Below are 13,672 nucleotides of genomic sequence, written 5' to 3'. Positions count from 1 at the left end.
CCACGGCGAAGAGCTGGCCTCCTGCTGCATCGCCGTGCGCGCCGGGCGGACGATGCACGTCGTCTACACCGGCGCCTCCGGGGCCGCCGAACGGCTGCCGTTCGCGCACTTCATGGCCGCCTACTACGCGGTCGTCGACCACACCGGGCGGTCGCTGCTGGACGAGATCGACTACGGCATCGGGCACGCGCGGGGCAAGCTGCTGCGCGGCTGCTCCCCGGCGCCGGTGCGCGGCCACGCCGTCCCCCTGGACCCCGCGCACGCCGACGAGCTGCGGCGGGCGGCGGCGCTGCTGGCGGAACCGCCCCCCGCGGCCCCCGCCCCGCCCTGACCGCCGCGCCCCGATCCGCCCCGGCGCCCCGCCGCGCCGCCCGTCCCCACCGGGAACCGAGATGGAGGTCCGCATGCCCGACACCGCGTCCGACCGCGTGTCCGACCGCGTGTCCGACCGCGCGTCCGACCGCGCGTCCGACACCGCGTACGGGTCCGCCCTCGGCGACGACCTGCAGGCCAGGGCCGCCGCCCTGCTGCGCTCGACCGCCAACGACCTGAAGCGCAACGACCGCGACGCCGAGGCCGACCTCTCCCTGGCCCCGGGCGCGTTCGCCGAGTACACCTCCGGGCGCCGGCCGGTCACCTGGGAGCTGATCGAGCGCGCCGCCCGCGTCTGGCCGGTCAACGAACGCGACCTGCTCCCGGTGCGCGACGACGCCCCGACCGGGGTCCGCGTCTGCCGCGCCAAGGAGTCGGCCGCCACCTCCCGCGTGATCGAGCGCGGCGGCGGCCCCTACTACGAGTACCGGGACACCGCGATGTCCCGGCTGTCCTCCTACCGGCCCGAGTGGATCCGCATGCTGCGGACGGTGGACGACGACGCGCCGGACAACCCGGCCGTGGAGTGGAACAAGGGGCACCTGCTGTACCAGTTCACCTACTTCGTCGGGCCGGTGAACTACTACCACGAGTGGGAGGGCGTCCGGCACTGCGTGCCGATGACCACCGGGGACTCGGTGTGGGGGCTGCCGTTCGGCCCGCACTCCTTCGCCGCCCGCAGCGACGCCGAGCCCGCCTACATCCTCGCCCTGACCTACGGCGGCGACCTCACCGGCGACGCCCAGCGGGAGATCGCCGCCCTGGGCACCGGCGCGGCCGCCGACCTGGCCCTGCCCAGCGGGGCCGACGGGGCGCTGCTCGCCTCCTTCCTGCAGGCGCGCGCCATGTCCCCCGAGGAGCTGGCCCGCCGCAGCGGCCTGTCCCCCGGCCGCGTCCACACCCTGTGCGCGGGCGCCGGTCGGGCCGAGTGGTCCGAACTGGCGGCGCTCGCCCCCGCCCTGGGCGTCTCCGTCCGGGAGCTGCTCGCCCCCTCCACCCGGGCCCGCAGCGGGGTGAGCGTGCGCAAGGGGGCCGACGTGCGCCGCTGGACCTACCCCGACTCCCGACGCCCGGCCTACCGCGTCGCCGAACTGGCGGGCGACCCCCTGCACCCCCACACCAGCGCCCTGGAGGTGGAGGTCCTCACCCGGGAGGAGGGCGGGCCGCCGCTCACCACCCACCAGCACCAGTACGCCTACGTCCTGGGGGACGCCCCGGTCACCGCCTCGTGGACCCGCGACGGCCGGACCCGCACCGAGCGGCTGGAGCCGGGCGACTCGGCCTACGCCGTCCCCGGGGTCCCGCTGTCCCTGGCGGCGCCCGAGGGCGGCCCGGCGCCCCGGCTGCTGCTCCTGCGCATCCGCGGCGCGGTCACCCCCGACGTGCGGTTCGCCCTGGGGGCCATGGCCGCCGACGGCATCGACCGGTACGTGGCCGAGGACCGGCTCTGGTACTGAGCCCGCCCCCGGGCGGCCGAGCGTGAAAGGAAGCGACCGTTGCCTGAACGACCCCACACCTCCAAACCGGAACGGCTCCGACGGCTCCTGGAAGGCGCGGACCCCGTGCGCGCCGTCGGGGCGCACAACGGGCTCACCGCCCGGCTCGCCGAACGCGCGGGCTTCGAGGCGGTGTGGTCCTCCAGCTTCGAGCTGTCCGCCAGCCAGGGCCTGCCGGACGCCAGCCTGCTCGGCCTGGCCGAGTTCGTCGACGCCGCCGAGGCCATGGACGCCGCGGCGGACCTGCCGGTCATCGCCGACTGCGACACCGGCTTCGGCGGCCCGCTCAACGTGGCGCACGCCCTGCGCCGCTTCGAGCGGCGCGGCGCCGCGGCGATCTGCATCGAGGACAAGGTCTTCCCGAAGATGAACAGCTTCGCGCGGACCGCGCACGACCTCGTCCCCACCGAGGAGTTCGCGCTGAAGCTCAAGTCGGGGCTGCAGGCCCGCACCGACCCCGACTTCCTGCTCATCGCCCGCACCGAGGCGCTCATCGCCGGGCAGGGCGTGCCCGAGGCGCTGGAGCGGGCCCGCGCCTACGCCGCCGCCGGGGCCGACGCGGTGCTGGTGCACAGCAAGAGCACCCGGCCCGACGACATCCTGGAGTTCGGCGCCCGCTGGGACGGCGGCGTCCCGCTGGTGGCGGTGCCCACCACCTACGGGCAGGTGCACGAGCGGGAGCTGTTCGACGCGGGGTACCGCATCGTGATCTACGCCAACCACGGGCTCCGCGCGGCGGTCAGCGGCGTCACCTCCACCCTCGCCGCGCTGGCGGCGTCGGGGCGCGCGCGGGACGTCGAGGACGGCATCGCCACCATGCCTGAGCTGTTCGAGCTGCAGCGCATGCCCGCGGACTTCAAGGCGGCCCCGTGATCGGCGGCCGGGCGTTCCTGGACGCGCTCGCCGAACACGGGGTGGGGCTGCTCTCCGGCGTGCCCTGCTCCTACTTCGGCGCGCCCATCCGGGAGCTGGAGTCCTACGGGGACATCGACTACGCGCCCGCCGCCAACGAGGGCACGGCGCTGGCGACCGCCGCCGGGGCCGCCCTGTCGGGGGTCCGCGCCGGGGTGATCGCCCAGAACTCCGGCTTCGGCAACCTGGTCAACCCGCTGACCTCGCTGGTGCTGCCGTACCGGATCGGGCTGCTGGGGCTGGTGAGCATGCGCGGGTGGCCCGAGGCCGGGCCGGGCGAGCCGCAGCACCGGTGGATGGGGCGGGTGGTGCCGCGGTGGCTGGACTCCCTGGAGGTGCCGCACTGGACGCTGCGGCCCGGCGGGCCCGAGCTGTCGGCCCTGCTGAAGGAGGCCCGGCCCGTCCTGGACTCCGGGCACCCGGCGTTCGTCCTGGTCGCCAAGGGGGCCATCGAGCCGGCGCCCGCCGCCGCAGGGCCCGGTGCGCCCGGGGCGGGCACGCTCACCCGCGAGGACGTGGTGCGCGCCGTGCTCGCCGAGGCCGGGGAGGCGCGGCTGATGGCCACCACGGGCTACCTCTCCCGCGCCCTGTTCAACCTGGGCGGGCGGGACGGGGACTTCTACATGCAGGGGTCGATGGGGCACATCGCGAGCCTGGCCCTGGGCGCCGCCCTCGCCCGGCCCGGACACCGGTTCGCCGTCCTCGACGGCGACGGGTCGGTGCTCATGCACATGGGGGCGCTCGCCACGGTGGGCCACTTCGCCCCGGAGAACCTGGTGCACGTCGTCTTCGACAACGGCGGCTACGAGTCGACCGGCGGGCAGGCCGTCGCGGCCNGGCCCGCCCCTGCGGCTACCGCGAGGCGTGGAGCGTCGACGGCACCGGAACAAGCGGCACACACGGCACAGGGGGTGCGGACGCCGTCGGCCCCGAGGCGCTCACCGCGGCCGTGCGCAGGGCGATGCGCGCCCCCGGCCCCGTCGCCCTGGTGGTCCGGGGCGTGCAGGGCGGCTCGGCGGGCGAACGCGCCTCGGGGACGGTCACGGTCGAGGAGATCGGCGCGCGGTTCACCGCCCGCCTGGCCGAGGGGCCCGCGTGACCGGGCGCGCGATGGAGGGGCTGTCCGAGCGCACCGAGGTGCGCTTCGGCCGCGGCGCCCTGGACGCCCTCGGCGCGGTGCTGGAAGAGCGCGGGGCGCGCCGGGTGCTGGTGGTGCACGGCCGGTCCTCGTTCCGCTCCGGAACGCGTGCCGAGCGGGTGGCCCGGTCCGCGCCCGACGTCCGGTTCTTCGGCGGCATCCGCCCCAACCCCGGCGTCGGCCAGGTCGCCGAGGCGGTGGAGCGGGCGCGCCGGTTCGCCCCGGACGCGGTGGTGGGCATCGGCGGCGGCAGCGCGATGGACGCCGCCAAGGCGGTCGCCGTGCTGGCCGCCCCGGGCGCGGACGGCGCCGACGTGGCCGCCCACCTGCGCCGACCCGAGCTGGTGCGGTGGCCGCGGGTGCGCACGCTGGTGCTGGTGCCCACCGTCTCCGGGTCCGGCAGCGAGCTCACCCGGTTCGCCACCGTCTACGAGGGCGAGCGCAAGCTCTCCCTGGACCACCCGGAGGCCGCGGCCGACACCGCCCTGGTCGACCCCGACCTGACGGCGTCGGTCCCGCCGCACACGGCCGCCGCGAGCGCGCTGGACGCCTTCTGCCAGGGCGTGGAGTCCTACTGGTCGGTGGCCGGGACCGACGCCTCGCGGGAGCTGGCGCTCGGCGCGGTGGAGACCGTCGCGCCGCCGCTGCTCCGCGCGGTGGGCGGGGCGGGCGGCGGTGACGGCGCGTACGGCACGGGCGGCGCCGGGTTCACCGACCCCGGCCTGCGCGAGGAGCTGGCCCGAGGGGCGCTCATGGCCGGGGCGGCCATCGACCGCACCCGCACCACCGCCGCACACGCCCTGTCCTACGGGCTCACCGCCGGGCACGGGGTGCCGCACGGGTACGCGGTCGGCCTGCACCTGCGCTGGCTGGTCGGCCACAACGCGGCGGTGACCGAGGAGGACAACCGGCACCCGGACGGCGCCCGGGCGCTCCGCGGCCTGGTGGAGCGGGTCCGGGGCGCCTGCCGCCACGCCGGCGCCGACGGCGTGGAGCACCTGGTGGACCGGGTGCTGGCCTTCGGCGGGATGCCGGAGTCGGTGCCCGAGCACGGCGGGTGGGCGGACGCGCTGGCCTCCCGGCGCGCCGACAACAACCCGCGCGCGGTGACCGAGCGCGACGTACTCCGCGCGATGACGGAGAACACGGAGAGGATGCACACCCATGGCTGATGGCCGACCCCGCGTGCTGTACACCGACCCGCCGTGGCTGGCGTCCGGAGACGGCGCCGACCCGGCCCTGGCCACGGTCGAGACCGAGGTCCTGGGGCCCGGCGTCGAGCTGGCCTTCGGCCGCCGCGAAGGGGGCCGCTACCTGCTGGACGGCCCGGATCTGGCCGAACGGGCCCGGGGCGCCCGGGTGCTGGTGGTCTACCGCTGCAAGGTGACGCCGGAGCTGCTGGACGCGGCCGGTCCCGGGCTGCGGGCCGTGGTGCGCCAGGGCGTCGGCGTGGACAACCTCAACGCGGCGCTCCTGGCCGAGCGCGGCCTGCCCGGCTACAACGTCCCCGACTACTGCGTGGACGAGGTCAGCGCGCACACCAGCGCACTGGCGCTGTCCCTGGAGCGGGGCGTCGTGGCCCAGCACCAGGGCCTGACCGGCGGCACCTTCGACATCTACGCGGGCGGCGTGCCCAGGCGCACCAACCGGCGCACGCTGGGCGTGGTCGGGTTCGGCAGGATCGGCAGGGCGGTGGCCGCCCGGCTGGGCGCGTTCTACGGACGGGTGCTGGTGTACGACCCCTACATCGGCCGCGACCTGCCCGAGGGGTACGGGGCGCAGGCCGTGGACGGCCTGGACGAACTGCTCGGGCAGGCGCACATGGTGACCCTGCACTGCCCGCTGAACGACGAGACGCGGGGCATGTTCGACGCGGCCGCGCTCTCCCGCATGCGGCCGGACGCCTACCTGGTGAACGCGGCGCGCGGCGCGCTCGTCGACCCCGAAGGGCTCGGCAAGGCGCTGGACGAGGGCCGGATCGCCGGGGCCGGGCTGGACGTGTTCTTCCCGGAGAACCCGCACGACGACCCCCGGTGGGCGCCGGTGCTCGCCCACCCCCGCAGCGTGGTGACCAGCCACCGCGCCTTCCTGTCGGAGGAGGCCGAGGACAGCAGCCGCCGCCGGGTCGCCGAAGCGGTGGCCGAGGCCCTGGCCGGACGCCCGGTCCGGGTCGGGCGCGTCCTCCCGGACCCCGAGGGGGTGGCCTGATGCCGCTGCCATGCCGTGAGACGACGCGCGAGCCGCTGCCCGCGGGGCCCGCGGCCGCGCAGGACCGCATCGACGCCGCCGCCGTGCCTTCTGGCCGAGGCGAAGAGCGCCCGGCGGCGCCGCAGAGCGCCACAGGCCCACCGGCCCGGCAGGTGACCGGCGCCCCGGTCGTCGCCGGTGGCGCCGCAGGGGAAGGGGACGCGCCCGCACCGGGACGGCGTCCGCCGCGTCCCGACGGCGTGGATTCCGACCGGTGCCGTGGTCTTCCCCTCGACCGTTGTGAAGCGGTCCCAGGGCGTCGGCGGGTCCGAGGCGGCCTCGCCGACGGGCGCCGCAATGCGTTCGCGGGCCGGGACACCACCGTTCCCGGAGGTGACCGCCGGTACGCCCGTACGGCCCCCGGAAACGGAGTGGTCCACGACCTCGAAGGGACGGCGGCATGAGCCTGTCTCCGACTGCGGCCGTCTCCCATGGGGACGGCGTCATCGCCCTGACCACCGGGGACGTCCGCGTGCCCGTCCACCCCGAGCGCGGGGCGGCGCCGCCCCGCCGGGACGACCAGCCCTACCCGCCGCCCACCGGCGATGCCGGCCTCCGAGGACTGGTCGCCGAGCAGGCCTCCCGGGGCGCGGCGCGGGTGCCCGCCGACGCGGTCCTGGTCGCCCCCGGCGCCCGGGTCGCCGCCCTGGTGGTGCTCCGCGCCGCCGCCGAAGGCGGCGAGGTGCTGCTCCCCACGCCCTACTGGGCGAGCTACCCCGCCCTGATCGGCGCGGCCGGGGCGGCGGCCGTCCCCGTGCCCGGCGGCGTCGGCGCGGGGGCGCGGGCGGCCGACCTGGAGGCGGCGCGCACCCCCGCCACCCGTGCGGTCGTGGTGAACTCCCCGCGCAACCCCGACGGCGCCGTCACCCCCTCCGACGAGCTGGCCGCCATCGCCGAGTGGGCCGGGCGCAACGGCATCACCGTCCTCTTCGACGAGGTGTACCGGGGGGTGCCGCTGCGCGGCCGGCACGCCCCGTCGGCCCTGGACCTGTTCGACACGCTCCCCGACCACTGCGCCGTGCTCGACGGGCTGAGCAAGAGCCACGCGCTGGCCGGGCTGCGCATCGGGTGGGCGCTGGCCTCCGGCGACCTGCTCAAGCGGGCCCAGGGCCTGGCCTCCCACCTGGTCGGCGGGGTGTCGGCGGCCGTGCAGGCCACCGCAGCCGGGGCGGTCCGCGACCGCGGCCTGCCCGAGCGCGTCGCCGGGCCGCTCACCGAGAACATGCGCCGGGCCGCCAAGACCCTGGACGCCCTGCCCGGGGTGGACTGTCCGGAACCCGGGGGCGGGATCTTCCTCTTCCCCGACCTGTCCGGCTGGCTCCGGGACCGCGCCCCCGAGGCGGCCCGGCAGGACCCCGTCGGGTGGCTGCGCGGGGAGCACCGGGTGGCGGTGGTCGACGGGGCCGCCTTCGGCGCACCCGGCCACGTGCGCCTCTCCTTCGCCCTGCCCGCCGACCGCCTGGACACGGGCCTGGGCCGACTGCGCGCGGCGCTGGAGGGCGGCGGCCATGGGTGACCTCGCCGTGGACACGGCNCCCCGCCTCCGGGCGGGCGGCCGCGCCGCCGCTGCTGGCGGCCGAGGACTGGAGCACGGCCATGGCCGGCCGGATCGAGGGCGAACAGGTGTGGTTCAGCCGGGGAGAGGCGCCCGGCGGCGGCCCCGCCTTCGGCATCGGCGGGTTCGTGGTCTCCGACCCCGGCGCCTACCCCCTGGGCAATGCGGGCGCGCTCTTCGCCGACCCCGAGTCGCCGTTCGCCCCCGACAAAGCCCGAGAGGGGCTCACCGGCCTGGACACGGCCGCCCTCTACCCGCACCTGCTGCTGACCTACCCCGGCTACGCCACCTTCCCCCTCGGCCCCGGCGACGCGGGCGAGGGCCTGGCCGCCGTCGTGGCGTGGGCGCGGGAGAGCGGCCTGGCGGCGGTCGCCCTGCCCTACGCCGAGGCGGACTCCCCGATCGACCGGGCCGCCCGCGCCCTGGGGGCGCACGGGTTCGCCCTGGGCGGCGACGCCTACCTGGACGTGCCCGAGGACGGGTTCGCCGGGTACCTGGCCGCGCTGCCGTCCAAGCGGCGCACGGCGGTGCGGGCCGAACGCCGGGCCCTGCGCGGGCACGGGGTGCGGGCGCGGGTCGCCGGGCGGCCGGACGGGGCCCTGCTCGACCGGATGGCCGGGCTGCGGACCGCCAACCGCCGCAAGTACGGGCTGCCCGCCGACCACGGTGCGGAGCTCAGGCGGCTGGAGGCCGTGGCCGGTGCGCTGGAGGGCAGGACCGACCTGGTCGTGCTCGACCCCGAGGACGGCGGGCCGCCGCTCGGCTTCACCCTGTTCGTGCGGGACGGCGACGTCTGGCACGGGCTGTACACCGGCGCCGACGAGGACGACCCCCGGGCGGTCGGCGCCTACTTCGAGAGCACCTACTACACCCCCGTCGAGCACGCCCGCGAGGTCGGCATCCGGCGCATCTCCTACGGCCTCGGCGCGGAGGAGGCCAAGCGGCTGCGCGGCTGTTCGGCGGTCCCGGTGCGCGGGTCGCTGCTCGGTCTGGTCCCCGGGGCCGGGCGGGTCGCGGCCCGGGCCGCCGACGTGTGGAAGGAGGCCGCGGGATGAGCGGAGGAGGGGTGGCGGCGCTCCGGTCGCGCCTGGGCATCGTCGCCGAGCGCGACTTCGGGATGCTGTGGACCGGGCGGGTGCTCTCCCTGCTCGGCGACTACGCGTTCCGGATCGCCCTGATCACCTACCTGATCACCGAGACCGGCAGCCCGTGGAGCCTGGCGGTCGCGGGCGCGGTGCTGACCCTGCCGTCCCTGGTCTTCTACCTGTACGGCGGGGCGGTGGGGGACACGGCGGACTCCCGCAGGCGGATCATGGTCGCCGCCGACGCGGGCCGGTTCGCCGCGGTGGGGGCGATCACCGCCGCCGTGCTGCTGTCGGCCCACCCGGCGGTGGTGGTCGTGCTGGCCCTGCTGCTGGGGGTGGGCGAGGGCTTCTTCATGCCCGCCTCGTTCGCCCTGCTCACCGAGATCGTGCGCAAGGACCGGCTGGTGGCGGCGAACTCGGCGAACTCGGTCGGCCAGCAGATCGCGCTGATCGCCGGGCCGATGCTGGGCGGGGTGCTGATCGGCGCGCTGGGCGCGGCCGCGGCGTTCGGGTTCAACGCGCTGACCTTCCTGGCCTCGGCCGTGTGCATTCTGGCGATCCGGAACGCGCGCAGCAGGCGCCCCGAGGAGGCGGAACCGGCCGCCTCCGCCGACGCGGACACCGCCGACCCGGCCACCGTCGGCACCGGGGACACCGGGGACGGCAGTGGCGGCGACGGCGGCGGGGACACCGGCGGGAACGGCCCGCGCAAGGTCCTCACCGACATCGCGGGCGGATTCGGCTACGTACTGGGCCACCGCTGGCTGGTGGTGTCGTTCGCGGTGGGCATGCTGGCCAACGCGGTGTTCACCGGCAGCCTGGACGTCACGGTGCCCTTCGTGCTCTCCCCCGGCGGCGTCGAGGAGGCCGCCGACCTCGGCGGGTTCTACGCGCTGGAGGGGGCGGGGGCGCTGCTGGGCGCGCTGATCCTGGTGCGGCTGACGGTGGTGCGGGTGGGCACCGGGATGTTCGCGATGCTGGCCATGATGGCGGCGGCGCTGCTCATGGTGGGGGTGTTCGGGGACCACCCCGGGGCGTTCGCGATGGCCGTCGTCTACGGCGTCGGGCTGCACTTCTTCAACTCGCTGTTCCCCTCCCTGCTCCAGGCCAAGGTCCCCGAGCACCTGATGAGCCGGGTGGGCAGCATCGTCTTCCTGGCCTTCAACGGCCTGATGCCGCTGGGCACGCTGGTGATGGGGCCCGCGGTGGACGCCTTCGGCCCGCTCCCCGTGCTGATGGCCTGCGGCGGCGCGGTGGCGGCGATGTGCGCGGCGGCGGCGCTGCTGCCCAGCATCCGGGCCCTGCGCATGGACGACGGGAGCACCGGAGGCACGGAAGGCGGAGAGGAGGAGAGCACCTCCCCGTCCCCCGCGTCCGGGGGGCCCACACAATAGAGGCCCACCGGGCGCCCCCTCGGCCGCGTACCCGGGCGGCATGCGCACGTCCGTGGCGATGAAGTGGTTTCGGCCCGGAGACGAGTCGACATGGGGACTCGGAGACGTGGGGACACAGGGACACGGAGGTCCGGGGCTCCATCGGCGGACCGGCTCAGGCCCGTGCCCGCCGGGTGGCCGACAGGGACGCCAGCAGCCCCAGTGCCAGCCCGCCCGGCGACCCCTCCTCCGCCGTGTAGGCCACCAGTACCAGGCCGGGGGAGTCGGGCAGCCGGAGCGTCTCGTAGTTCAGCTCGAACTCGCCCACCAGCGGGTGCCGGAAGCCGTACCTGCCGTTGGTCTTCTCCTTGACCGGGTGGTCGGCCCACAGGCGGCGGAAGCGCGGGCTCTCCCGCGACATCTGCGCGACCAGCGCGCCGAGTTCGGCGTCGCCCTGGTCGCGGCCGGCGTTCAGCCGCAGGAAGGCGACCACGTCCTCGGCCTTGCGCTCCCGGTCGCGGTACACCTCCGCGAACGCCTCGTCCAGGAACATCAGCCGCACGATGTTGCGCCGCTCCGGCGGCAGCGCGCCGAAGTCCGTCAGCAGCTCCGCGGCGAGGGGGTTCCACGCGACCACGTTCAGTCGGTGGTCGAGGACGTAGGCCGGGACGTCCCCCATCGACGCGACCAGCAGGCGCAGCCCGGACCGGACCGCGCCGGGCGGTTCCGGGGCGGCCCCGTCCGCCCCCGGGCCCGGGGCCGCCGCGGAGTCCGGGCGCGCCAGGTCGTACAGGTGGCGGCGTTCGCTCGCGTCGAGCCGCAGCACCCGCGCCACCGCGTCCAGCACCTCGTCGGAGAAGTGCACCCCGCGCCCCTGCTCCAGCCGCACGTAGTGGTCCACGCTCACCCCGGCGAGCTGCGCCAGCTCCTCCCGGCGCAGCCCCGGGACGCGCCTGCGCCCGCCGAAGTGCGGGACGCCCGCGTCCTCGGGGGTGATGCGGGCGCGGCGGGAGCGGAGGAACCGCCCGAGCTCGGTGCGTCGGTCCATGCCCGCCAGTATCCACGGCCTGCGCCGCCGCATCCTGGTCACGCCGTGCCCAGGCACGGCGGGCCGCTTCCCCGGCGCGGCGGAGCGGGCGAGTCTGGCACCGCCGCGGAGGAGCCGCGGCGAGGGACGAGGGAGGACGACCATGGCAGTGCCGACGCGCCCGCTCGGGACGACGGGAATGGACATCTCCGCGGTGGGCTTCGGAGCGTGGGCGATCGGCGGCGCGGGCTGGAAGTTCGCCTGGGGCGCCCAGGACGACGCCGACTCGGTCGCCGCGCTCCGCCGTGCCGTCGAGGCCGGGGTGAACTGGGTCGACACCGCGCCGGTGTACGGCCTGGGCCACTCCGAGGAGGTGGTGGGCAAGGCGCTCGCGGGGTTCCCGGAGGCCGACCGGCCCTATGTGTTCACCAAGTGCGGGCTGATCTGGGACGAGAACGACCGGACGGCGCCGCCCCGCAAGATCCTGCGGCCCGAGGTGGTCCGCAGGGAGCTGGAGGACTCGCTGCGGCGGCTGGGCGTCGAGCGCATCGACCTGTACCAGGCGCACTGGCCGGGCGACGGACTGCCGCTGGACTTCACCACGGACCCGGCGACGGAGTCCTCACCCGACGCCGTGGCGCTGGAGGAGTACTGGCGGACGCTCGCCGACCTCAAGGCGGAGGGGAAGGTGCGGGCGATCGCCCTGTCCAACCACGGGGTGGCGCAGCTCGACCGGGCCGAGGCCGTGGCCCACGTGGACGCGATCCAGCCGCAGTTCTCCGCCCTGGCGCGGCAGAGCGCCGCCGAGCTGGAGTGGGCGGCCGACCACGGTACCGGCGCGATCGTCTACCAGCCCATGCACTCGGGGCTGCTCACCGGCGCCTTCTCCAAGGAGCGGGTGGCGTCGCTGCCGGAGGACGACTGGCGGAAGACCGCGCCGGAGTTCACCGACCACCTCCGCGGCAGCCTGGCGGTCGCGGGGGCGCTGCGCACGGTCGCGGACCGGCACGGGGTCCCGGTCCCGGCCGCGGCGGTGGCGTGGACCCTGGCGTGGCGCGGGGTGACGGGCGCGATCGTCGGGGCCCGGCGCCCCGAGCAGATCGACGACTGGATCGGGGCCGGGGCGGTGGAGCTGACCGGGACCGACGTGGACGAGGTGGCCGTCGCCATCGCGGCCGCCGGGGTGGGGCACGGGCCGGTGCGTCCCTGATCCCGGCGGCCCCGCGTGAAGCCCCCCGGCCCGCGCCGACCCGTCTGCGCACGCGTCGGCCGACGGGGGCCGGCGGGGGCCGGGGCACGATTGGGCGGGAGCGGCCCGGACCGCTCCCGCCGTCATCGGCCGCCCTCCCGGCCCTTCCGGCCGGGACCCGGCGGTCTCACCCGCCGTCCGCCCCCTACTCCACGGGACGGGGAAGCGGATCCCCCGTCTCCAGGAGGGTCTTGAGGCTGGAGAGCACGACGGGCCAGCCCTCGCGCAGCATGCCCAGGACCGTGCTCCCGGGCTCGAAGCCGTCGTGCACCAGCTTCAGCCGGACCACCGGACCGAGGTCGTCGATGGTGAACGTGGCCTTCGACCGGGACTCGGCGGCCAGCGCGGACCGCACGTCCTCGTCGACCCCGACGGCCGCGGCCCACTCCGGGGTGAAGGTGTGCCAGGTGTAGGAGAGCCGCCGGTACGGATCGGCCGCCAGGACGACCTGCTCGGGGTGGTCGACCTCGGCCCCGTGCTCCACCCAGGTGATCGCCGATCCGGGGTGCCAGTCCGTCCGCAGCTCGGCGCCCCAGTAGCGCCGGGTGAGCCCGGGATCCGTCAGGCCCTGCCAGAGCCGTTCCGGATCGGTGGCGATGAAGGCCGTGTACTCGAACGCGTCCCCGTCCATGGATCCCCCTCTGCGTGTCCCCCCGAATGCCCCGCCCGCGTGCGGGCGGAGCAGCGGCGCGGGCGTCCCGCGCCCGCACCCCCGGTACCTACCCATGCGGTGCTTCGCCGATGGAGCCGAATCCGGCAGCGCTGTCGGGCGGCGGGCGTGCGGGTGGTCATCGTGCTGAGCGGCGACGGGGACAGCAGGTACCCCGCTTAAGGCTGCTTGCCGGGTGCTGGGCCGCCGGGGTGCGGGGGAGGGAGCGGCGACCGGGTGAGCGGGGCTTTCCCCGGCCCCGCCTGCCGTCCGCCGGGTCCCTCGCAGTTCGGGAGGGCGGCGCGGCTCCGGGGATCGCCGTCTTCGTCGCCCGGGGCGGCCCCTTGGCCCGCACCGCAGCACCTGACAACGCCGTGACCTGGGTAAATACTCCGCGTTAGGTGCGGGTGGGGCCGGGAAACGCGCCCAGCGACACTCTTGGCGACCCCGGAGCGACGAACACCGGGATTCCAGAACAGGTTCTAGGAATAGAATGCCCTGTTCGTGCCCGATTAGGGTGTTCGGCTCGGGTGGGGGGCGGACGCGGGGCCGCCCGGACCCCTCTGCCA

The 13,672-nt window shown here is 76.4% G+C and carries 12 protein-coding genes and 1 pseudogene; 11 read left to right on the top strand and 2 right to left on the bottom strand.

Annotation, left to right across the window (positions count from 1 at the left end; translation table 11 throughout):
* The 10 genes and pseudogenes from D476_RS37970 to D476_RS33465 all read left to right on the top strand — a co-directional run.
* Nucleotides 1-331, top strand: a 331-nt coding sequence (locus tag D476_RS37970) for a hypothetical protein (protein WP_026123542.1), incomplete at its 5' end; no start/stop codon positions are given.
* Between the two features lie 73 nt (nucleotides 332-404).
* Nucleotides 405-1,829 carry a helix-turn-helix domain-containing protein gene (locus D476_RS0115625; protein WP_152529366.1) on the top strand — a complete coding sequence of 475 codons (1,425 nt, stop codon included), beginning with the start codon at nucleotides 405-407 and terminating at the stop codon, nucleotides 1,827-1,829.
* 39 nt (nucleotides 1,830-1,868) lie between these two features.
* Nucleotides 1,869-2,741 carry an isocitrate lyase/phosphoenolpyruvate mutase family protein gene (locus D476_RS0115620; RefSeq protein ID WP_026123541.1) on the top strand — a complete coding sequence of 291 codons (873 nt, stop codon included), beginning with the start codon at nucleotides 1,869-1,871 and terminating at the stop codon, nucleotides 2,739-2,741.
* Nucleotides 2,738-3,565: pseudogene (locus tag D476_RS40120) on the top strand (thiamine pyrophosphate-binding protein); the annotation flags it as partial. The gene D476_RS0115620 and the pseudogene D476_RS40120, both read left to right, overlap by 4 nt.
* 164 nt (nucleotides 3,566-3,729) lie before the next feature.
* Nucleotides 3,730-3,879: a hypothetical protein gene (locus D476_RS38520; RefSeq protein ID WP_204366994.1), complete on the top strand. Its 150-nt coding sequence runs from the start codon at nucleotides 3,730-3,732 to the stop codon at nucleotides 3,877-3,879.
* On the top strand, nucleotides 3,876-5,090 hold the full coding sequence (locus D476_RS33475; RefSeq protein WP_017624878.1) for an iron-containing alcohol dehydrogenase: 1,215 nt from the start codon (nucleotides 3,876-3,878) through the stop codon (nucleotides 5,088-5,090). Before D476_RS38520 ends, D476_RS33475 begins: the two co-directional genes overlap by 4 nt.
* Complete coding sequence (locus tag D476_RS0115600) at nucleotides 5,083-6,126, top strand: C-terminal binding protein (protein WP_204366993.1); 1,044 nt, start codon at nucleotides 5,083-5,085, stop codon at nucleotides 6,124-6,126. The genes D476_RS33475 and D476_RS0115600 overlap by 8 nt, the downstream gene beginning before the upstream one ends.
* Nucleotides 6,127-6,565: 439 nt before the next feature.
* Nucleotides 6,566-7,681 carry a pyridoxal phosphate-dependent aminotransferase gene (locus tag D476_RS0115595; protein WP_017624876.1) on the top strand — a complete coding sequence of 372 codons (1,116 nt, stop codon included), beginning with the start codon at nucleotides 6,566-6,568 and terminating at the stop codon, nucleotides 7,679-7,681.
* A gap of 80 nt (nucleotides 7,682-7,761) precedes the next feature.
* Nucleotides 7,762-8,775: a GNAT family N-acetyltransferase gene (locus tag D476_RS33470; RefSeq protein ID WP_449289406.1), complete on the top strand. Its 1,014-nt coding sequence runs from the start codon at nucleotides 7,762-7,764 to the stop codon at nucleotides 8,773-8,775.
* Nucleotides 8,772-10,199 (top strand): MFS transporter, encoded by a 1,428-nt coding sequence (locus D476_RS33465; RefSeq protein ID WP_017624874.1) that lies wholly within the window; start codon nucleotides 8,772-8,774, stop codon nucleotides 10,197-10,199. Before D476_RS33470 ends, D476_RS33465 begins: the two co-directional genes overlap by 4 nt.
* A gap of 154 nt (nucleotides 10,200-10,353) precedes the next feature.
* Here the strand turns inward: D476_RS33465 and D476_RS0115580 are convergent, their stop codons facing one another.
* Nucleotides 10,354-11,226: a helix-turn-helix transcriptional regulator gene (locus D476_RS0115580; RefSeq protein WP_017624873.1), complete on the bottom strand. Its 873-nt coding sequence runs from the start codon at nucleotides 11,224-11,226 to the stop codon at nucleotides 10,354-10,356.
* 142 nt (nucleotides 11,227-11,368) lie between these two features.
* Here D476_RS0115580 and D476_RS0115575 point away from each other — a divergent pair, with 142 nt between their 5' ends.
* A complete protein-coding gene (locus D476_RS0115575) occupies nucleotides 11,369-12,415 on the top strand; it encodes an aldo/keto reductase (protein WP_040726455.1) in 1,047 nt (348 codons plus the stop codon).
* A gap of 184 nt (nucleotides 12,416-12,599) precedes the next feature.
* Here D476_RS0115575 and D476_RS33460 read toward each other — a convergent pair whose 3' ends face one another.
* Nucleotides 12,600-13,085: an SRPBCC family protein gene (locus tag D476_RS33460; protein ID WP_017624871.1), complete on the bottom strand. Its 486-nt coding sequence runs from the start codon at nucleotides 13,083-13,085 to the stop codon at nucleotides 12,600-12,602.
* Nucleotides 13,086-13,672 lie beyond the last annotated feature (587 nt).

It is taken from the genome of Nocardiopsis chromatogenes YIM 90109, from assembly GCF_000341185.1.
GTDB classification, from domain to species: domain Bacteria; phylum Actinomycetota; class Actinomycetes; order Streptosporangiales; family Streptosporangiaceae; genus Nocardiopsis_A; species Nocardiopsis_A chromatogenes.
Note: the sequence above shows the minus strand (reverse complement) of the source record. Positions and strands in the feature narration are given on the sequence as shown.